The following is an 18879-nucleotide window of genomic DNA, read 5'->3' on the forward strand; positions in this document are numbered from 1 at the left end:
TCATTAGCAAGAAAGACACGGCGGATATCGCGCACCGCAACTTTTCACCAAGAGCTGCTCTGGAGCGAGCCCTGCACACTTCACCGACACGCCCGCCGGCCATTGCCTTCCAGTGCGGACGACCGCTCCCGGAGATCAAGATGTCCCTGTTTCACGCGTACGCCAGACGCTTCGCTCAACAGAGCGCGCTACGTCATCACTTCATGCCACAAAGCTCGCCTAGATGGACGTCAAGCGCAGGTCGAAACATGAAAACTGCACTGATGGTCTTGCTGGCAACCCTTGGTCTTTTCGCCACACCAGCCAACGCAGTGGACGACCCTGGCTGGCGACCGGTTGAGCTGCCCCAGGCCAGTCAGCGCGACATCCAATCCGAGCGTACTGGCAAGGTTTACCGCATCTTCGTTTCCGAACCACGCCATGAACCGCCGCCGGGCGGTTACCCAGTGCTCTATGTGCTCGATGGCAACGCGCTGTTTCCGAGCCTGGCGATCCAGGCGCAGGCTCTGGAGAATCGTCCCGGTCCAACGTTGCGCAATTCGATGCTGGTGGTTGGTATCGGTTATCCCGGCAATGAACTGTACGATTTCGAGGCGCGCTCCGATGACTACACGCCCAAAGCTGAAGACCGCCAGCGCCTGCCGAACCGCGAATCAGCACCTTCGGGCGGTGCCGATGACTTCCTGGCTTTCATCGAGGACGAACTCAAGCCGATGATCGCGCTGCGCTATTCGGTCAACTCGCAACGCCAGACGCTGTTCGGCCACTCCTATGGGGGTCTGTTCACGCTTTACACCTTGCTCACCCGGCCGCGAGCGTTTCAGGGCTATGTTGCCGCCAGCCCGTCAATCTGGTGGTACAAGGACTCTATCGACCGCACACTCGACGCATTCGAACGCCAGACCAATAACCAGCCCATCGATGCCCGGCTGCTGGTCACTGCCGGCAGTGCCGAGCAGCCCGCAGCGGATGCCTCCCTGAGCGACGCGCGCCAGCGGCGCATGGCCGAGCGACGCATGGTGGGCAATGCCCGGGATCTGATCAGCCAACTCAAGGGGCTGACCAAGGCAGGACTGCGCAGCGAATTTCAACTCTTTCCTGGTGCCAACCATGGCGCCAATGCAACCCACAGTTCGGTCGCGGCACTGGCGTTGGCAGCAGCCATCGGAAGAAATCCATCCCGCGATCAGGACGACTGAAGGTGGCGTAAGCGACGAGAACCGACCGGTCAGCCGGCCAAGGCCAGCGCAGCCAAATGCCCGGTGCTAGAGTCGGCGTTGCCTTTTCGACTACCGGAGAAACCATGCGCCCATTGTTCAACGCCCTGCTGCTGGCCCTGCCACTTTCGCTCTCGTCACTGGCCGTCGCCGCCGAATCGCCTGCCGGACGCTGGCAGACCATCGACGACGAAACCGGCAAGCCCAAGTCCATCGTCGAAATCGAAGAAACCGCTGACGGCACGCTGAGCGGCAAGGTGGCCGAGATCCTCAAGTCGGATCATGGCCCCAATCCGGTATGCAGCGAATGCGAGGGTGAGCGCAAGGATCAACCCATCACCGGCATGACCATCCTCTGGGATCTCAAACCGGACGGTGAGCAGGTCTGGAGCAATGGCACCATTCTCGATCCGGCCAAGGGTAAGACCTACCGCGCCAAGGCAAAGCTGCTTGACGGGGGAGACAAGCTGGAGGTTCGCGGCTATCTCGGCATCGAAGCGCTGGGCCGCACCCAGACGTGGGTCCGCCAGTAAACGGTCCGACTGTCTGTAAGCCGGGCCGGCGCAGCGTCGACCCGGCTCGTCGAGCTCGCGGAAATGAGTGCACGCTGCGACTGGCTTACGGTCAAACCTCTCATGTACTCATTTCTCCATGGCGCTAAGGCGCGGGCCGGATTTGTAGCTGCGCTGTGCGCGGCGTTGCTGCTCGCCATCAGCCCGGCCGCCTCTGCTGCCAATGGGCTGACGGCAATCACCGACGAGGCCGAACGCCTAGATCAACTCGAAACCCTTATCGTCGCTCAACATGGTGAAGTAATCGCCGAGCGCGGTTACCGCGGCCATCGCACCACCTCACCGGCCAACATCAAATCCGCTTCCAAGGCAGTCATCTCCGCGTTGGTGGGTATCGCCATCGAGAAGGGCGTGATCGAGGGCACCGACCAGCACGTTGCCGAGCTGCTCAAAGCCGACCTGCCAAACGATTCCGACCCACGCCTGCAACAGGTGACCGTAGGCAACCTGCTCACCATGCAGGCCGGTCTCGGTTCGACTTCGGGGCGCAACTACGGCACATGGGTAGCCAGCCGGAATTGGGTAAGAGCAGCGCTGGCACGGCCGTTCGAGGCTGATCCGGGCACAGCGATGATCTACTCCACCGGCTCCAGCCACCTGCTGTCGGCAATACTCACCCGCCACTCCGGCCAGTCCACTCTGCAATTGGCGCGGCAATGGCTGGCGCCACTCGAAGGCTTCACGATCAGCGCCTGGACACGCGACCCGCAAGGCATCTACCTGGGCGGCAACGAGATGGCGATGACACCCCGCTCACTGCTCTCCTTTGGCGAGCTTTACCGCCGTGGCGGCCTCACTGCATCGGGCGAACGACTGCTCTCGGAGGAGTGGATCGAAGCGTCCTGGACGCCACGCACACGCTCGCGCTACACCGGCCACGGTTATGGCTATGGCTGGTTCGTCACCCAGGTGCAGGGCGAAGCGGTGCGTTACGGCTGGGGCTACGGCGGGCAGATGGTTTACGTGGTGCCTGGCCTGGACATGACCGTGGTGATGACCTCCAACACGCTGCAGCCCTCCAGCGGCGCCATGGGCCACCGCAATGCCCTGCATCGCCTGCTCGGCGAGATCATCGGCGCGGTTCGTGGCGCAGAGCGACCTTCAGCCGGATGATCCACCGCCCAAAGCCTCGGACATGCGCACGCCTTCCCAACGAGGCACGCTGGTATTAACCGCACCGAAAAGTCGTGGCGCCGACATCGCGCTACCGACGGACGGTGCGCCGGCGCAAGCCTTACTGCTCAAGTTGCCTTCCGACTGAGCCGATAACTGAGAAATCCATACATGCCGCTATGGATCCGTCAGTGTTTCGATACTGGCTCACGGTGGCCCTTGAAGCAGGTTCTCTCAATGAATATCAAGCAGAAACTGACATGGGCGTTTCTGGCCATTGCGTCGGTGCCAGTCATCGCCGTTGCCATCGTCGTCATCCTCAACGTACGGAGCGATGCACAAAAACAATTCATCGACAGCAGCAGCCGCGAAATCCGGCAGGTCGAGAATGCCATGAACCTGTTTTTCGAAGGTATCGAACAGAACGTTGCCTACCTTGCGGCCCTGCCGGAGATTACCGAAGCCCGCGACCTGAAGAACTTCAGTTCGGCGGATGCAGCCTCTACGCCTTTGCCTGAGAGCAATCGAACCCTACTCAAATTGTTCGACCACTTCGCCAAGACCCATCCATCGACAGCCTACCTCTCCCTTGGGCACACCGATGGCTCCTACGCGGGCTGGCCGGAAGACCCGCGGATGAGCAATTACGACCCGCGGGTGCGCCCCTGGTACAAGGAGGCAATGGCGCAGCCTGGAAAGATCGTGCAGAGCAGCGTCTAATACTGGGCGCAGGACGATGTGGTCCTGATCAATAGCGGCCATACCGTCACCAACGCTCAAGGCCAGATTGTCGGTGTGTTTGGTCTGGACGTATCGCTCAATCAGCTGACCGATCTGGTCAAGCAGATCAAGCTGGGCGAGAGCGGCTATCTCATGCTGGTCGAGAAAGGCGGCAACGTGCTGGCCGACCCCAGCAATCCCAAGCACAACTTCAAATCACTCTCAGAATTGGGCGGCGCCTACGCCGAGCTGGCCAATGCCAAAGGCCTGCTTGAGGTGGAGATCAACGGCACCACCTACATGGCCAACGTATGGTCGTCAGAGAAGCTCGGCTGGCAGTTCATCGGCCTGATCGAGCGCGATGAAGTCATGTCCGGCGCCAACAGCCTGACCCTGCAGATCGCCATCGTTGCAGCCGTATTGGCCATCGCATTTGCCATGATCGGCGCTGCCTTCGCTGGCCTGATCGTTCGCCCAATCCGCAGCGTGGCCGGTGGCCTGGAAGGCATCGCCCAGGGCGAAGGCGATCTCACTCGCAGCCTTGAGGTACGAGGCAAGGACGAAACGGCGATGCTCGCGCGCTGGTTCAATCAGTTCCTTAGCGCAATTCGCGACCTGGTACAGCGCATCGGCAGCGCCTCCACGGCATTGAGCGACGCCTCCGACAGTGCCACGCGCGTGGCCACCGACATGAATGACGCTGCAGAACGCCAACGCGGCGCAGTCGAGCTTGTTTCTACAGCGTTCAACGAGATGGTAGCGACGGCCAACGAGGTCGCACGCTCATGCAGCGAAGCGGCCACCTCGGCTGACGCGGGCCGGCGTCAGGTTCACGACGGGCAATTTCAGATCGACGAGGCGACCGGTAGCGTCTCTCAGCTGAGCGAGAACCTCCTGCGCTCGACTCATTCGATGCAGGAACTCGAGCAGAACAGCCGCAACATCAACACTATCCTGGACACCATTCGCTCCATTGCCGAACAGACCAACTTGCTCGCGCTGAACGCGGCCATCGAAGCCGCGCGTGCTGGCGAGCAAGGACGAGGGTTCGCCGTGGTGGCTGACGAAGTCCGCGCGCTGGCCAAGCGCACAGCGGACTCAACCGGCGAAATCGATGGCCTGCTCGGTGGTCTTGCCAGGCGCACTCAGGATGTCACCAAGCAAATGCAAAGCAGCCTGGAAATGTCGAAGGCGAGCGTGGAGCGCATCCAGAAAGCGCGCGATAGCTTCGAACACATCCGTGGCTCGGTGGACCACATCCGCGACCAGAACGCGCAGATTGCAACCGCAGCGGAAGAACAGCACCACGTCGCTGAAGACATCAATCGGCATATCACGCAGATCCATGAAGATGCCCTGCTGGTCGAGCAGCTGGCCGGGGCAGCACAGACCGATTCGCAACGCCTGTCCGACTTGTCCGGCGAGTTGCGCGGTCTGGTCGGACGCTTCCGTACCTGATAAACGTGCAGCTGCTCTTATCAGCCCTGGGCCAGCCGTTGCAGCTCAGCGCGGTCAAGGCAGCGGTAGCGAAACGAGGGACGGCCGATCTGGCCGTAGTGAAAGGACTCTTCCAGTAACTGCGCGTCGCTCAGGTGCTTGAGGTACTTGCGTACCGATACCCGTGACATGCCGGTGGCAGACAGCAGCGTTTCGCTGGTGAAACCGTCCTCATCCAGCGCCAGGATGGCCTGCGCAACCTGCGCCAGGGACGCCGGTGTCAGCCCCTTGGGCAGGTCGCCGGAGCGTCGCGCATCTGCCACAGGCGGCTGGCTGAACAGCCGGTCGATATCGCCCTGGCCAAGCTGATCCGGCAGATGGGACAAGGCTTCACGCGCGCGGCGGCAGGCATCGACCGCATCGCGAAAACGCTCGAAGCTGAACGGTTTGACCAGGTAATCCCGTGCGCCGAGGCGCTGGGCCGCACGCACGGTTTCGATCTCCGAGGCGGCGGTGATCAGCACGGCATCGGTGTTGCGGTCCTGCGCGCGCAGATGGCGCAGCACCTCCAGCCCGGAGCGATTGCGCAGGTAGACGTCGAGCAGAAGCAGGTCCACCGCCTCGCGCTCAAGCACTTGCAGTGCGGCCGGCACGCTTTCGCATTGACCGACCAGCTGCACGCCATCGAGGCGGGCCAGATAATCGACGTTCAGACGCATGACCATCGGATCGTCTTCGACGATCAACACGCGCATGGCTGCTTTCATGATTCCACGTCTCCCAAGGCGGTCCGATAAGGCAGTTCAACCTCGAACAGGCTACCGCGGCCCGCCTCGGAATAGACCGCCAAGGTGCCGCCCCAGGCTTCGACCTGTTCCTGCACGGCGGCCAGACCGATGCCGCGCCGCTCACCCTTGGTCGATACGCCCCGCTCGAACAGACGCTCGCGCACGGCGGCTTCGATGCCCGCGCCGCTGTCCTGCACGTGCAGCGAGAGCAGCGCTTCATCGTAATCCAGCGTCAGGTTGACCCGTCGCTCGTCCCTTTCAGCCACGGCTTCGAAAGCATTCTCCAGCAGGTTGCCGAGGATGGTCACCAGCCCATGAATCTGCTCCGGCGCCGCGGCAGGCACTGGATGCTCGACATCCACCTGAAACAGGATGCCACGCTCACGGGCCTCGCTCTGCTTGCCGAGCAGAAAGCCGGCCAGCACCGGTTCGCCAATACCCTCGACCAGCACCGTCGCCGGTGCCAGCTGATGATCGGCCAGATCGCGCAGGTAGGCGCGCAGGGCATCCAGATCACCCATCTGCGCGAGGCCGAGCAGCACGTGCAGCTTGTTCTTGAATTCGTGGGTCGCCGCCCGCAGCGCCTCGGCGTAGCGGCTGACGCCGGTCAGTTGCTCGGCCAGTGCATTGACCTCGCTCTTGTCGCGGAAGGTTGCAATGGCGCCGATCACCCGACCCTGATGGCGGATCGGCGCACGGTTGGCGAGGATGGCCAGACCGTTGAGGCTGAACTCGCGATCCAGCTGCTCGGTCGCGCTGGCCAGCACCTCGGGCAAGCCGCTGGTGGGCAAATACTCGGAAATCGGCCGACCCAGTGGCGGCTTGCCCAGCCCGGTGCTGGCCAGCAAGCGCTCTGCAGCGGGATTGACCAGCGTGATGCGCGCCTGCTCGTCCACCGCCAGTACACCCTCTCGCACCGAAGCCAGCATGGCCTGGCGCTCTTCCACCAGCCAGGTGATCTCGTAGGGCTCCAACCCCAGCAGCACACGCTTGATGTAGCGCGCCAGCAGGTGCGCGCCCAGGGCGGTCACCAGCATCAGCGCCAGCACACCGAGTACCACGCCACGTTGATGGGCTCTCAGCAGCTCGCCGAGCGAAGCCAGGGTGACGCCAACCGAGACGGCACCGATCACCCCGCCTTCGTCGTCCAGCACCGGAGCAAACCCTCGAATGCTGCTACCCAGGCTGCCATCCGCGCGCGAAGCGTAGGTCTCACCGGCCAATGCGCGACCCTCGTCATCGCCGCGAAAGGCCTGCCCGATGCCGGTCGGCTCCGGGTGCGTCAGGCGCAGCGCGCGGTGATCCATTACCACCACGAAGTCGACGCCCAGCCGCTGACGCAAACCGTCAATCTCGCGCTGCAGCGGGTTATCGACGGATAAATCCGGACTTGGATTGCCCAGCGCACCCTGCACATCGGCACGCGCTGCAATGCTTTGGGCCAGATTGGTCACCCGTGACGCCTGCCCCTCTTCCAGGGTGTCTTGCAGCTGCACGTTGAACAGCCAAAGGGCGAGCGCCAACGCCAGCACCACCATGACGGCGACCAGAAGCGAAATCAACGTGTTCAGGCGCAAGCGCAAAGTCATTCTCCAATCGTGATCGGCGCTGGAAACGCCGCGGTAAAGGGCCGGATCGAGCCAGCCCGGCCATCTTGGGTCAAGCCCGGCTCTGCTTTTTTTAGTTTCGTAATGGTTTTTTAACTTCGCCAAACATTGGCCGCGAAGCATCTCTGCTTAAGGTAGCCGCGCACGGTTGTCCGACCGCGCTTTCGCAACCAATCACCCGTACGTGCGCCACCTGGCCGCCACGTTCGAAGGAGTACAACAATGAATCGGACCACGCTGAGCGCTGCCGTGCCTGACGGTAGCCAGACCTCATCCCTGCTCTCCCAACGCATCTTCAATCTGCCGCTGCCGCTGTTTGCCATCGCCTTGCTCGTCATGGCCGCGGCCATCGCCACGGACACGCTGCCCACCGGCATGATCGGTGCGTTGCTGGTGATGATGCTCCTCGGCGAGTTGCTCGGTTTCGCCGGCGACCGGTTGCCGATCATCAAGACCTATCTCGGCGGCGGCGCCATCATGGCGCTGTTCGGTGCAGCATCCATGGTCTATTTCGGCTGGCTGCCCGCCGCAGTCGCCAATGACGTCGCCAGCTTCATGAAGGGCGGCGGCTTTCTCGACTTCTACATCGCAGCATTGATCACCGGCAGCATCCTGGGTATGGACGCCAAGGTGCTGGTCAAAGTCGGTTCGCGCTACGCGTTGCCGCTGCTCTGCTCGGTGCTGTTCGCCGCTCTGTTCGCGATGGCCGTCGGCGCCCTGCTCGGCTTCTCGCCTCAGGACGCAGTCGTGGTCATCGCCATGCCGATCATGGGTGGCGGCATGGGGGCTGGCGCGGTACCGATGAGCCAGATCTACGAGCAGCTGCTGGGCCAGCCGGCAAGCTATTACATTTCGATCCTGGTTCCGGCACTGGCGCTCGGTAACGTCTTCGCGATCATCATCGCCGGCCTGCTCAACGGCCTGGGCAATCGCTATCCGTCCCTGACCGGTAACGGCCAGATGATGCCGGGCGTGGATGTCACCGAGAAGGAGAGCCCCATCACCCTGCCGGCCCTTGGCATCGGCCTGATTGCAGCACTGAGTTTCTTCGTCGCCGGCCAGATTCTCGGCAAATTCGTCCCGCTGCACCCGTATGCGCTGATGATCGTGCTGGTGGCGCTGCTCAAGGTATGCAACCTGGTGCCCGAGTCGATCAACGACGCCGCCTCGCAGTGGTTCCGCTTCGTTGCCCGCAACTGGACTTTCGCCCTGCTGTTCGGCATTGGCGTGGCCTTCACCGACCTTGGCCAGGTGATCGACGCCATCTCGCTGACCTATGTGCTGATCGTATTCGCCGTGGTCGCTGGCGCAGCCTTTGGCGCGGGCCTGGTGGGCAAGCTGGTGGGTTTCTACCCCATCGAGTCGGCGATCACCGCGGGACTGTGCATGGCCAACATGGGCGGCACCGGTGACGTCGCGGTGCTGTCAGCCGCGCGCCGCATGTCACTGATGCCCTTCGCGCAGATCTCCTCGCGCCTGGGCGGTGCGCTGATTCTGCTGATCTCCAGCGTGGTGGTACCGCTGTTCTTTACCTGATCGGAATCAGGAACGACAAAAGCCCCGGCCTTGCGGTCGGGGCTTTTTCGTTCAAACGCCGAAGCCATCAGCCGCGAAAGTAGCCAACCTTGCGATTCAGCTCCTGCGCTAGCGTCGTCAGGTCCTGGCTGGAAGAGGCGACCTGATTCGACGCAGCCGAGCTGGCGACTGTCGAGTCGTGAATGCGCGTCACGCTCTGGTTGACCTCCTCGGCCACCGCACTTTGTTCCTCGGAGGCCGTCGCGATCTGTGCGTTCATCTCGTTGATCGAGCCCACTTCCTGGCGAATGTTGGCCAGCGCACCTTCCGCCTGCAGCGTCTGCTCGACGGTCTGCTGGGCCAATCGCTTGCTCGACTGCATGACGTCCACCGCTTTGCCCGCACCGGCCTGCAAGGAGGCGATCATCACGCTGATTTCGCTGGAAGACTGCTGCGTACGATTAGCCAGGGAGCGCACCTCGTCGGCCACTACCGCGAAGCCGCGACCGTGCTCGCCGGCCCGAGCCGCCTCGATAGCTGCGTTCAGGGCCAGCAGGTTGGTCTGCTCGGCGATGGCGGTGATCACCTGCAGGATCTTTTCGATATCGCCGCTCTCGGCCGATACCTGATTGACCGTCTCGGTAGCGCTCTCCAGAACCTTGGCCAGGTTCTGAATGGAAGCGGCTGTTTCACCCACGATGCGAGTTCCGGTCTCGACCTGCTCGTCGGCGCTCTTCGCTGCAGTGGCGGCGCGGGCGGCGAAGTTGGCCACCTCGCTTACGGTCGCTGCCATCTGGTTGATTGCCGTGGCCACCTGCTCGGCCTCTGCCGATTGACGCTGGATCTGCTGGTTGCTGTTCGCCGAAGAGACGCGTAGCTCGCCCGATGCCACACCAACCCCATCGGCGGCGGCGCGCACCTCGGCGATGATTGCGGTCAAGCGGCTGGCCATCTTCGCCGTGGCACCCATGACGCTATCCGGATAAGGCGTGACGATCACCTGTTTCAGGTCGCCATCAGCCAAGTTGCCAATCACCCGCACCACCTCGTCAGGCTCGGCCCCTAGCGTCGAGCGCAGCTTGCGGATGATCAGAACAGCGATTGCCGCACCGAGCAGTACAGCCACCCCCGTTACCGCGACGATCAGCATGAGAAAACCGCTGGCGGTGTCACGCACGATTGCCACGTCTTCGGTGATGCTCAACTCCTGGTGGTCAATGAACGCGTTGATCAGGCGCAGCCACTCGCTATATGCCCCGGCGACGTTCTCCAGCAGGAATTCATAGCCCCGGTCCGACCCTTCATTGAAGCGCAGTTCGACGACTTGACGGGTCAGGGCGTTGGTTTTCGTCTCAATCGCTTCGATCTGCATCATCAGCTGCTTTTCGACAGCATCGGCGGAGGGCTGCATGAGCATCGCCTTCATCGGCACCGCCGAGTCGGCGTAGAGCTGCGCCAGTCGCTCGATTTCCGCCACCTGGTCACGGGCGAACGCCGGATCGGCAGCGCTGACGGCATCGCGGACGGCTATCGCACGGTCATGCACGCTGCCTCTGAAGTTGATCGCGTAACGTTGCTTCAGTCCGGCTTGAGCGCTGATCTGACTCATGGTCCGATCGATCACGCTGACATTCAACGCACTGACCACCGCAACGGCCACCATCAGCGCCAGAATCACGAAGAATCCCAGCCCTAGGCGCATGGATACCGACATCTGCTTGTTCATGGAGCATCTCCCCTAGCCAGGCTGCGAGGCTAGCCATTGCGGTCAGCCGTGAGTTACCCGACGCTTAGCGAAGCCGGGCCAAAACTTGTACAACGCAATGTCATAGTGACATTATTTGTACAAGTTTTTCTTGCTGTGCTGTGGGGTTAAGGCCGCGTGAAATCAGGACACCGGACGCCAGACTTCTGATGAGAAGGCTCAACGGCGCATCGCGCAGAGGTCTTGTATAAGTTTTCACCATGCAAAAAAGCGGCTGCGCGAGGGGCTCATGAGATCAGGACCAGGCTCGGCGTAAATGAAAGCGAAGGCCAAGCCGCTGGATCAACAACGATGACAATGTGCAGAAAGCAAAAAGGCGCCCGAAGGCGCCTTTCTGTTTGTCTCGCAACGGGATTTAGACCTTGCTGCGCTCAAAGCGCTTGCGGTCGTTCTCGTTGAGGTACTTCTTGCGCAGACGAATGGACTTCGGCGTCACTTCGACCAGTTCGTCGTCGGCGATGAATTCCAGCGCCTGCTCGAGGGTGAACTTGATCGGCGGAACCAGGGCGATGACTTCGTCCTTGCCGGAAGCGCGCATGTTGTCGAGCTTCTTGCCTTTGGTGGGGTTAAGCACCAGGTCGTTGTCACGGCTGTTGATGCCGCACAGCTGGCCTTCGTAGATCTCGTCGCCCGGCGCCAGGAACAGCTTGCCGCGTGCCTGCAGGGTTTCCAGCGAGTAGGTCAGCGCGGTACCGGTGGCCATCGAGACCAGCACGCCGTTCTGGCGGTTGGTCACTTCGCCGGCCTTGATCGGGCCGTAGTGGCTGAAGGTCGAGGTCAGGATGCCGCTACCCGAGGTCATGGTCAGGAAGTTGTTACGGAAGCCGATCAGACCACGCGCCGGGATGGTGTACTCCAGACGCACACGACCCTTGCCATCCGGGACCATGTTGCTCAGGTCGCCCTTACGCAGGCCCATCTGCTCCATCACCGGACCCTGGTGCTGCTCTTCGATATCGATGGTGACGTTCTCGTACGGCTCCTGCTTGTCGCCGGCCTCGTTCTCGATGATCACCACTTCCGGACGGCCTACGGCCAGCTCGAAGCCTTCACGACGCATGGTTTCGATCAGTACCGAAAGGTGCAGCTCGCCACGACCGGAAACCTTGAACTTCTCAGGGCTGTCGCCTGGCTCGACGCGCAGGGCAACGTTGTGCAGCAGCTCCTTCTCCAGGCGATCCTTGATGTTGCGGCTGGTGACGAACTTGCCTTCCTTGCCGGCGAACGGCGAGTCGTTGACCTGGAAGGTCATGCTCACGGTCGGCTGGTCGACGGTCAGCGGCGGCAGCGCTTCGACATTGTTCTGGTCGCACAGGGTGTCGGAGATGTAGAGCTCGTCCATACCGGATACGCAGACGATGTCGCCCGCTTCGGCTTCCTGCACTTCAACGCGCTGCAGACCGGAGTGCCCCATGATCTTGAGGATACGACCGTTGCGCTTCTTGCCGTCGGCGCCGATGGCGGTGACCGGCGTGTTGGCCTTAATGGTGCCGCGGGCAATGCGGCCGATGCCGATCACGCCGAGGAAGCTGTTGTAGTCCAGCTGGGAAATCTGCATTTGGAACGGGCCGCTGGCGTCGACGACTGGCGCCGGCACGTGGTCGACGATGGCCTGGAACAGGGCATCCATGTCGTCGTCCATCTTCTCGTGGTCCATACCGGCAATGCCATTCAGGGCACTGGCGTAGACGATTGGGAAGTCCAGCTGCTCGTCGGTGGCACCGAGGTTGTCGAACAGGTCGAAGATCTGGTCGATTACCCAGTCCGGACGCGCGCCCGGACGGTCGATCTTGTTGACCACGACGATCGGACGCAGGCCGGCCTTGAACGCCTTCTGGGTCACGAAGCGGGTCTGCGGCATGGGGCCGTCCTGAGCGTCGACCACCAGCAGCACGGAGTCGACCATCGACATCACGCGCTCGACTTCACCGCCGAAGTCGGCGTGGCCGGGGGTGTCGACGATGTTGATGCTGTAGTCCTTCCACTTCAGCGCAGTGTTCTTGGCCAGGATGGTGATGCCGCGTTCCTTTTCCTGATCGTTGGAGTCCATCACGCGCTCGTTTTCCAGCTCCTTGCGGTCCAGGGTGCCGGACAGGCGCAGGAGTTTGTCGACGAGGGTGGTCTTGCCATGGTCGACGTGGGCGATGATGGCGATGTTGCGTAGATTCTCGATCACTGATTCTTTTCTCTGTAGATAGCTTCAAGCTGAGGCTGGAAGCTGGAAGTAGTCCGGACGAAGACAGTCTGTCCGAGGGTTGTACGGCCTGGCCTTGCGATCAGTGCCGGTCGGGAGGGCGGTGGCGGATGCTGCCGCCAAGCAGCCCCGGCTGTTTCACCGATGAGTCAGGCCGGACGATAGACGCGTACATTGACATGCCCCTCGCTCAGCAGATGGTGAGCATGCAGGCGGCTCATGACACCTTTATCGCAATAAAGCAGGTACTGGCGATTTTCATCCAGGTCCTTGAATCGGTTGTTCAGCGCATAGAAGGGTAGCGTCTGTACTTCGATCCCAGGCAGCTCGAGCGGTTCGTCCTCGGCGCTATCGGGGTGACGAATGTCGAGGATGACCTGACCGGTGCTCGGCTCGACGACCTCTTCTACCTGCAAATCCTGGCCCAGCTCGTCGATCACGCGATCGATGGCGACCTGTCGGGCGTTGGCCAGGGCGCGTTCGAGGATCGCCATGTCGAACTGCTTTTCTTCGTGCTCGATACGATAGCGCTTGGCCTTGGTGGTCGGGTTCACCGAGATCACGCCGCAGTATTCGGGCATGTTCTTGGCGAACTCGGCGGTGCCGATCTCGAAGGCTGTGTCGATGATGTCCTGCTTGTGGCTGGCGATCAGCGGGCGCAGCACCAGCATGTCGGTGGCCGAATCGATTACCGAGAGGTTCGGTAGCGTCTGGCTGGAGACCTGGGAGATCGCCTCGCCGGTGACCAGCGCATCGATGTGCAGGCGCTCGGCGATCTGCGTCGAGACGCGCAGCATCATGCGCTTGAGGACGACGCCCATCTGGCTGTTGTCGACTTTCTGCAGGATCTCGCCGACCACTTCCTCGAACGGCACGCTGATGAACAGCACGCGGTGCGAGCTGCCGTATTTTTTCCACAGATAATGGGCGACTTCCATCACGCCCAGTTCGTGGGCACGGCCGCCTAGATTGAAGAAGCAGAAATGCGTCATCAGCCCGCGGCGCATCATCTGATAGGCGGCAACGGTGGAGTCGAAACCACCGGACATCAATACCAGGGTCTGCTCCAGCGCGCCCAACGGGTAGCCGCCGATGCCGTCATGCTGCTCGTGCACGACGAACAGGCGCTGGTCGCGGATCTCCATGCGCACTTCGACTTCCGGGGCCTTTAGCGAAATACCGGCGGCGCCGCACTGCTGGCGAAGCTGGCTGCCGACATGGCGTTCGACGTCCATGGAGCTGAACGGATGCTTGCCGGCACGCTTGCAGCGCACGGCGAAGATCTTGCCCGGCAGGCGCTTGGCATAGTGGGCCTTGCACCTGGCGACGATGTCATCGAGATCGCCTAGCGGATACTCGTGCACTTCCAGGCAATGGGCAATGCCGGGCGTGCAGCGCAGGCGCTCGATCATCTCGCGCAGCAGCTTTGGCTCGCTGAGCGCGGTTTCCACCTCGATGTTGTCCCACACGCCCTCGACCCGCAGGCCGGGATCGAGCTCGCGCAGCACGGTGCGGATGTTCTTCGCCAATTGACGAATGAAGCCCTTGCGCACCGGCGGGCTCTTGATGGTGATTTCGGGAAAAACCTTGACGATCAGCTTCATGGAAACAGCGCGGGCGCCGACGTGGCAGGAAAAGAGGGGCGCGGAGTATAGCGGAAACTGCTCAACATTTAATCGCTTTCTTTAAACGCACCCAAACGCACCAATATGATGCGACCTTCATTTGCTTCGCACCAACACGGCGCACGACTTGGGACTAATGGCTACTCTATAGCGCGCACGAATGCCGCAGCGCCGTGGTCGCGGGCCTGCAGTCCCAAGAAGGAGCACTGGCATGCAATTTGCTCTCTTGTGAGGCAGGTCGCCGTGACGGAGTATCCCCGCTCGGCTTCACCCCTAGATTTCGGAAGCAACCTGTCAACGCTTCCACCACTTGGAGAGCACCATGTCGAAGTCGCTTCAACTGATCAAAGATTACGATGTGAAGTGGATTGATCTGCGCTTCACCGATACCAAAGGCAAGCAGCACCACGTCACCGTTCCGGCTCGTGATGCGCAGGATGAAGACTTCTTCGAGCACGGCAAGATGTTCGACGGCTCGTCCATCCATGGCTGGAAAGGCATCGAAGCCTCCGACATGATCCTGATGCCGGTCGATGAAACTGCCGTACTCGATCCGTTTACCGAAGAGCCGACCCTGATCCTGGTCTGCGACATCGTCGAGCCGAGCACCATGCAGGGCTACGACCGTGACCCGCGCTCCATCGCCAAGCGCGCTGAAGAGTTCCTCAAAGGCACCGGCATCGGCGACACCGTATTCGTAGGCCCTGAGCCGGAGTTCTTCATCTTCGACGAAGTGAAGTTCAAGTCGGACATCTCCGGCTCGATGTTCAAGATCTACTCCGAGCAAGGCTCCTGGATGACCGACCAGGACGTCGAAGGCGGCAACAAGGGCCATCGCCCAGCCGTCAAAGGTGGCTACTTCCCGGTTCCGCCGTGCGACCACGACCACGAAATCCGTACTGCCATGTGCAACGCCATGGAAGAAATGGGTCTGGTTGTCGAAGTTCATCACCACGAAGTGGCGACTGCCGGCCAGAACGAGATCGGCGTCAAGTTCAACACGCTGGTAAACAAGGCTGACGAAGTTCAGACCCTCAAGTACTGCGTACACAACGTCGCCGACGCCTATGGCAAGACCGCGACCTTCATGCCGAAGCCGCTGTATGGCGACAACGGTTCGGGTATGCACGTACACATGTCCATCTCCAAGGATGGCAAGAACACCTTCGCTGGCGAAGGCTATGCCGGCCTGTCCGAGACTGCCCTGTACTTCATCGGCGGCATCATCAAGCACGGCAAGGCGCTGAACGGCTTCACCAACCCGTCGACCAACTCCTACAAACGTCTGGTCCCGGGCTTCGAAGCACCGGTCATGCTGGCTTACTCGGCCCGCAACCGTTCCGCCTCGATCCGTATTCCGTACGTTTCCAGCCCGAAAGCCCGCCGCATCGAAGCGCGCTTCCCGGACCCGGCTGCCAACCCGTACCTGTGCTTCGCTGCACTGCTGATGGCTGGCCTGGACGGCATCCAGAACAAGATTCACCCTGGCGATGCGGCCGACAAGAACCTGTACGATCTGCCGCCGGAAGAAGGCAAGCTGATCCCGCAGGTTTGCGGCAGCCTGAAGGAAGCCCTGGAAGAGCTGGACAAGGGCCGCGCGTTCCTGACCAAGGGCGGCGTGTTCTCCGACGACTTCATCGATGCATACATCGAGTTGAAAGCGGAAGAAGAAATCAAGGTGCGCACCTTCGTGCACCCGCTGGAATACGACCTGTACTACAGCGTCTGATCCAGACTGCGTGACAGGAAGGCCACCCTCGGGTGGCCTTCTTCGTTTAAGCGACCGACCCCAACTTCATGCAGCTTGTTGCGGCTCGCAATTCCCACCGATCAGGCTTGCCTGGAGGCCCGAGCAATGCAAGGCTTCCGATGTCAAATCCCGCGGAGCGTCCCATGCGTAGCGCACTGTTCAGCCTGCTGTTCATCCTCAGCATCCCGGCCTTCGCCGAGATCTACAAATACACCGATGCCAGCGGCAATACGGTGTTCACCAATCAACCGCCCGAAGGCGTGCAGGCCGACACTGTCGATCTTCCACCCGCCAACACCGTGAACATTCGTACAGCCGAGCCGCCACCTCCGCTGCCGGACCGCCAGCAGACCCAGCAGGCCCCCTATCAGACACTCCGGGTGACGGGCATTCCGGATGACGAGGCCTTGCGCGCCAACAACGGCACCTTCGTCGTCAGCGCCCTGCTGGAGCCGCAACTGCAGCGGGGCCATACCCTGCGCTTTCTGCTCGACGGAATTCCACAGGCCGCTCCCAGCCCAGCCACCTCCTTGCAACTGAACAACATCGAGCGCGGCGACCATCGCCTGCAGGTCGAGGTGCTCAGCGGCGACCGCGTGATCCAGCGCAGCGAGGCGGAGCTCTTCACCGTGCAGCGGGTCAATACGTCCAGCCCCGCGCTGCGTCCGCCGCCACCAAAACCCAAGCCGGCCTCTTGAGCATGCTCCGACAGACGTTGGCCGCCGCTTTCCTGCTGGCGGCAGCCTTGCCCGCCTTCGCCGGCGTCTACAGCTACACCGATGCCGACGGCAATCGGGTGTTCACCGATCGCCCGGCTGGCCAAACAGTAGACGAGATACGCCTGAAACCCTCAAACAGCATGCCTGCCCCGCCGGCACCCGCCTTGCGCGCCACGCAGGCCGAGACGCCCAAGGCTGCGGTTATCAGCTATCAGCTGCGCATTCTCACCCCGGTTGCCGATGAAGCGATCCGCAACAATGCCGGCAACGTCAGCGTAACCGTGCAGGCGGAGCCCGAGTTGCTACCCGGCCACGCCTACCAACTATTGCTGGACGGGCAGCCTTTCGGCGCGCCGGGAGAGCAGGCATCCTTCGAACTGAGCAATGTCGACCGCGGCACCCATCAGCTGGCGGTTGCAGTGGTGGACAATCAGGACCGCGAGCTGCAGCGCACCGAAGCTCAGCCCTTTCATCTGATACGCACCTCGCTGGCTCAACGACGTATGGTCAACCCATGCAAGAAAGCCGACTACGGCGTGCGCCCGGAATGCCCACTCAAGGACAAGCCAGTAGAAAAACGCAACATTCCCTTCGTGCCCTTTCTATGATCATAGGGCGCACCTGTTTGGTGCACCCAGTGGGCGAACGAATTCCTCGTCACCAATATGGGTCATCGGACAGCCTGTAGGGCTGCAGCATCAAGCCGTCCCGCGCCGCAATGGCGCACCTTGGTTTGGTTCTTGCATTTCCTGCCTGAACTTCCGGACGCAGACCTGCCATGATCAACGAAGCCCTGCAACGCCTGCTGATCGAGAACCTCACCACCGCGACGTTGTTGCTCAATTCGCGCTTGCGCCTGGAATACATGAATCCGGCGGCCGAAATGCTGCTGGCCGTGAGCGGCCAGCGCAGTCATGGTCAATTCATCAGCGAGCTGTTCACCGAATCACCGGAAGCCCTGGCGGCTCTGCGTCAGGCTGTGGAAGAAGCACATCCTTTCACCAAGCGCGAGGCCACGCTGACGTCCGCCACCGGCCAGACACTGACTGTCGACTACGCCGTGACGCCGGTACTGACCCGGCAGGAAACCATGCTGCTGCTGGAAGTGTTGCCGCGCGACCGGCTGCTGCGCATCACTAAGGAAGAGGCACAGCTCTCCAAGCAGGAAACCACCAAGATGCTGGTGCGCGGCCTGGCCCACGAGATCAAGAATCCGCTGGGCGGCATTCGCGGTGCAGCACAACTGCTGGCTCGCGAGCTACCGGAGGAGCACCTGAAGGACTACACCGAGGTCATCATCGAAGAGGCTGACCGCCTGCGTAATCTGGTCGACCGCATGCTTGGCTCGAACAAGCTGCCTTCGCTGTCGATGACCAACATTCACGAAGTGCTCGAACATGTGGCCAGCCTGATCGAGGCGGAATGCCAGGGAAGCATCATTTTGGTGCGTGACTACGACCCGAGCATTCCCGAGGTCCTGATGGACCGCGAACAGATGATCCAGGCCGTGCTCAATATCATGCGCAACGCCATGCAGGCGCTCGCCGGCCAGAACGAGCTGGGCCTTGGCCGCCTCACGCTGCGCACCCGCACGCTACGCCAGTTCACCATTGGCCATATCCGCCATCGCCTGGTGACACGCATCGAGATCATCGACAACGGCCCGGGCATCCCCGCCGAGCTGCAGAACACCCTCTTCTACCCGATGGTCAGTGGTCGCCCGGACGGAACCGGGCTGGGCCTTGCCATCACCCAGAACATCATCAGTCAGCACCAGGGCCTGATCGAGTGCGAGAGCCACCCCGGCCACACCGTGTTCTCGATCTTCCTACCGCTGGAACAAGGAGCCACATAAGC

General features: G+C 61.7%; 15 protein-coding genes and 1 pseudogene. 10 read left to right on the forward strand and 6 right to left on the reverse strand.

Annotated elements, in window-relative coordinates:
- The first annotated feature begins 248 nt into the window (after positions 1–248).
- The 5 genes from AAEZ08_RS18080 (at position 249) to AAEZ08_RS18100 (ending at position 5080) form a co-directional block, all read left to right on the forward strand.
- A complete protein-coding gene (locus AAEZ08_RS18080; protein WP_058063553.1) occupies positions 249–1199 on the forward strand; it encodes an alpha/beta hydrolase in 951 nt (316 codons plus the stop codon).
- Positions 1200–1303: 104 nt separating this feature from the next.
- Entirely contained in the window at positions 1304–1750 is a 447-nt protein-coding gene (locus AAEZ08_RS18085) for a DUF2147 domain-containing protein (RefSeq protein WP_058063552.1), read from the forward strand.
- Positions 1751–1852: 102 nt separating this feature from the next.
- A complete protein-coding gene (locus AAEZ08_RS18090) occupies positions 1853–2902 on the forward strand; it encodes a serine hydrolase domain-containing protein (protein ID WP_500124836.1) in 1050 nt (349 codons plus the stop codon).
- A gap of 237 nt (positions 2903–3139) precedes the next feature.
- Entirely contained in the window at positions 3140–3622 is a 483-nt protein-coding gene (locus AAEZ08_RS18095) for a cache domain-containing protein (RefSeq protein ID WP_500124837.1), read from the forward strand.
- 18 nt (positions 3623–3640) lie between these two features.
- Complete coding sequence (locus AAEZ08_RS18100; protein ID WP_500124838.1) at positions 3641–5080, forward strand: methyl-accepting chemotaxis protein; 1440 nt, start codon at positions 3641–3643, stop codon at positions 5078–5080.
- A 20-nt stretch (positions 5081–5100) separates the two neighbouring features.
- Here the strand turns inward: AAEZ08_RS18100 and AAEZ08_RS18105 are convergent, their stop codons facing one another.
- A complete protein-coding gene (locus AAEZ08_RS18105) occupies positions 5101–5826 on the reverse strand; it encodes a response regulator (protein WP_500124839.1) in 726 nt (241 codons plus the stop codon).
- Positions 5823–7430 (reverse strand): DcuS/MalK family sensor histidine kinase, encoded by a 1608-nt coding sequence (gene dcuS / locus AAEZ08_RS18110; RefSeq protein WP_500124874.1) that lies wholly within the window; start codon positions 7428–7430, stop codon positions 5823–5825. The genes AAEZ08_RS18105 and dcuS overlap by 4 nt, the downstream gene beginning before the upstream one ends.
- Before the next feature lie 246 nt (positions 7431–7676).
- On the opposite strand from dcuS, the gene AAEZ08_RS18115 reads away from it, so the two are divergent.
- Complete coding sequence (locus AAEZ08_RS18115; RefSeq protein ID WP_058063548.1) at positions 7677–8990, forward strand: 2-hydroxycarboxylate transporter family protein; 1314 nt, start codon at positions 7677–7679, stop codon at positions 8988–8990.
- Between the two features lie 67 nt (positions 8991–9057).
- On the opposite strand, the gene AAEZ08_RS18120 is transcribed toward AAEZ08_RS18115, so the two are convergent.
- The 4 genes and pseudogenes from AAEZ08_RS18120 to thiI all read right to left on the reverse strand — a co-directional run bounded on the left by AAEZ08_RS18120 (position 9058) and on the right by thiI (position 14532).
- Positions 9058–10119, reverse strand: a complete 1062-nt coding sequence (locus AAEZ08_RS18120; RefSeq protein WP_500124875.1) for a methyl-accepting chemotaxis protein — start codon at positions 10117–10119, stop codon at positions 9058–9060.
- Positions 10120–10185: 66 nt separating this feature from the next.
- Positions 10186–10695 (reverse strand): annotated as a pseudogene (locus AAEZ08_RS18125) (MCP four helix bundle domain-containing protein); the annotation flags it as partial.
- A 394-nt stretch (positions 10696–11089) separates the two neighbouring features.
- Positions 11090–12910 carry a translational GTPase TypA gene (gene typA / locus AAEZ08_RS18130; RefSeq protein WP_023447093.1) on the reverse strand — a complete coding sequence of 607 codons (1821 nt, stop codon included), beginning with the start codon at positions 12908–12910 and terminating at the stop codon, positions 11090–11092.
- A gap of 167 nt (positions 12911–13077) precedes the next feature.
- Positions 13078–14532, reverse strand: a complete 1455-nt coding sequence (gene thiI, locus AAEZ08_RS18135; RefSeq protein WP_058063546.1) for a tRNA uracil 4-sulfurtransferase ThiI — start codon at positions 14530–14532, stop codon at positions 13078–13080.
- Positions 14533–14875: 343 nt separating this feature from the next.
- Here thiI and glnA point away from each other — a divergent pair, with 343 nt between their 5' ends.
- From glnA to glnL, 4 genes are all read left to right on the forward strand, one after another.
- On the forward strand, positions 14876–16282 hold the full coding sequence (glnA, locus tag AAEZ08_RS18140) for a glutamate--ammonia ligase (protein ID WP_003280952.1): 1407 nt from the start codon (positions 14876–14878) through the stop codon (positions 16280–16282).
- Positions 16283–16446: 164 nt separating this feature from the next.
- Complete coding sequence (locus AAEZ08_RS18145) at positions 16447–17001, forward strand: DUF4124 domain-containing protein (protein ID WP_003280953.1); 555 nt, start codon at positions 16447–16449, stop codon at positions 16999–17001.
- A 2-nt stretch (positions 17002–17003) separates the two neighbouring features.
- A complete protein-coding gene (locus AAEZ08_RS18150; protein ID WP_500124840.1) occupies positions 17004–17630 on the forward strand; it encodes a DUF4124 domain-containing protein in 627 nt (208 codons plus the stop codon).
- A gap of 170 nt (positions 17631–17800) precedes the next feature.
- The gene (gene glnL / locus AAEZ08_RS18155) at positions 17801–18877 is read left to right on the forward strand and encodes a nitrogen regulation protein NR(II) (RefSeq protein ID WP_003280956.1); all 1077 of its coding nucleotides are present in this window, start codon (positions 17801–17803) and stop codon (positions 18875–18877) included.
- The last annotated feature ends 2 nt before the right edge of the window (positions 18878–18879 follow it).

The organism is Pseudomonas sp. E45-MNA-CIBAN-0222 (genome assembly GCF_040310405.1).
GTDB classification, from domain to species: Bacteria; Pseudomonadota; Gammaproteobacteria; order Pseudomonadales; family Pseudomonadaceae; genus Stutzerimonas; species Stutzerimonas stutzeri_AC.

Coding starts and splice junctions, on each gene's coding strand:
- glnL (WP_003280956.1), top strand. CDS start 17,801: ATGATCAACGAAGCCCTGCAACGCCTGCTGATCGAGAACCTCACCACC.
- AAEZ08_RS18105 (WP_500124839.1), bottom strand. CDS start 5,826: ATGAAAGCAGCCATGCGCGTGTTGATCGTCGAAGACGATCCGATGGTC.
- AAEZ08_RS18095 (WP_500124837.1), top strand. CDS start 3,140: ATGAATATCAAGCAGAAACTGACATGGGCGTTTCTGGCCATTGCGTCG.
- AAEZ08_RS18120 (WP_500124875.1), bottom strand. CDS start 10,119: ATGCTGATCGTCGCGGTAACGGGGGTGGCTGTACTGCTCGGTGCGGCA.
- AAEZ08_RS18115 (WP_058063548.1), top strand. CDS start 7,677: ATGAATCGGACCACGCTGAGCGCTGCCGTGCCTGACGGTAGCCAGACC.
- glnA (WP_003280952.1), top strand. CDS start 14,876: ATGTCGAAGTCGCTTCAACTGATCAAAGATTACGATGTGAAGTGGATT.
- AAEZ08_RS18145 (WP_003280953.1), top strand. CDS start 16,447: ATGCGTAGCGCACTGTTCAGCCTGCTGTTCATCCTCAGCATCCCGGCC.
- AAEZ08_RS18085 (WP_058063552.1), top strand. CDS start 1,304: ATGCGCCCATTGTTCAACGCCCTGCTGCTGGCCCTGCCACTTTCGCTC.
- thiI (WP_058063546.1), bottom strand. CDS start 14,532: ATGAAGCTGATCGTCAAGGTTTTTCCCGAAATCACCATCAAGAGCCCG.
- AAEZ08_RS18090 (WP_500124836.1), top strand. CDS start 1,853: ATGTACTCATTTCTCCATGGCGCTAAGGCGCGGGCCGGATTTGTAGCT.
- AAEZ08_RS18150 (WP_500124840.1), top strand. CDS start 17,004: ATGCTCCGACAGACGTTGGCCGCCGCTTTCCTGCTGGCGGCAGCCTTG.
- AAEZ08_RS18080 (WP_058063553.1), top strand. CDS start 249: ATGAAAACTGCACTGATGGTCTTGCTGGCAACCCTTGGTCTTTTCGCC.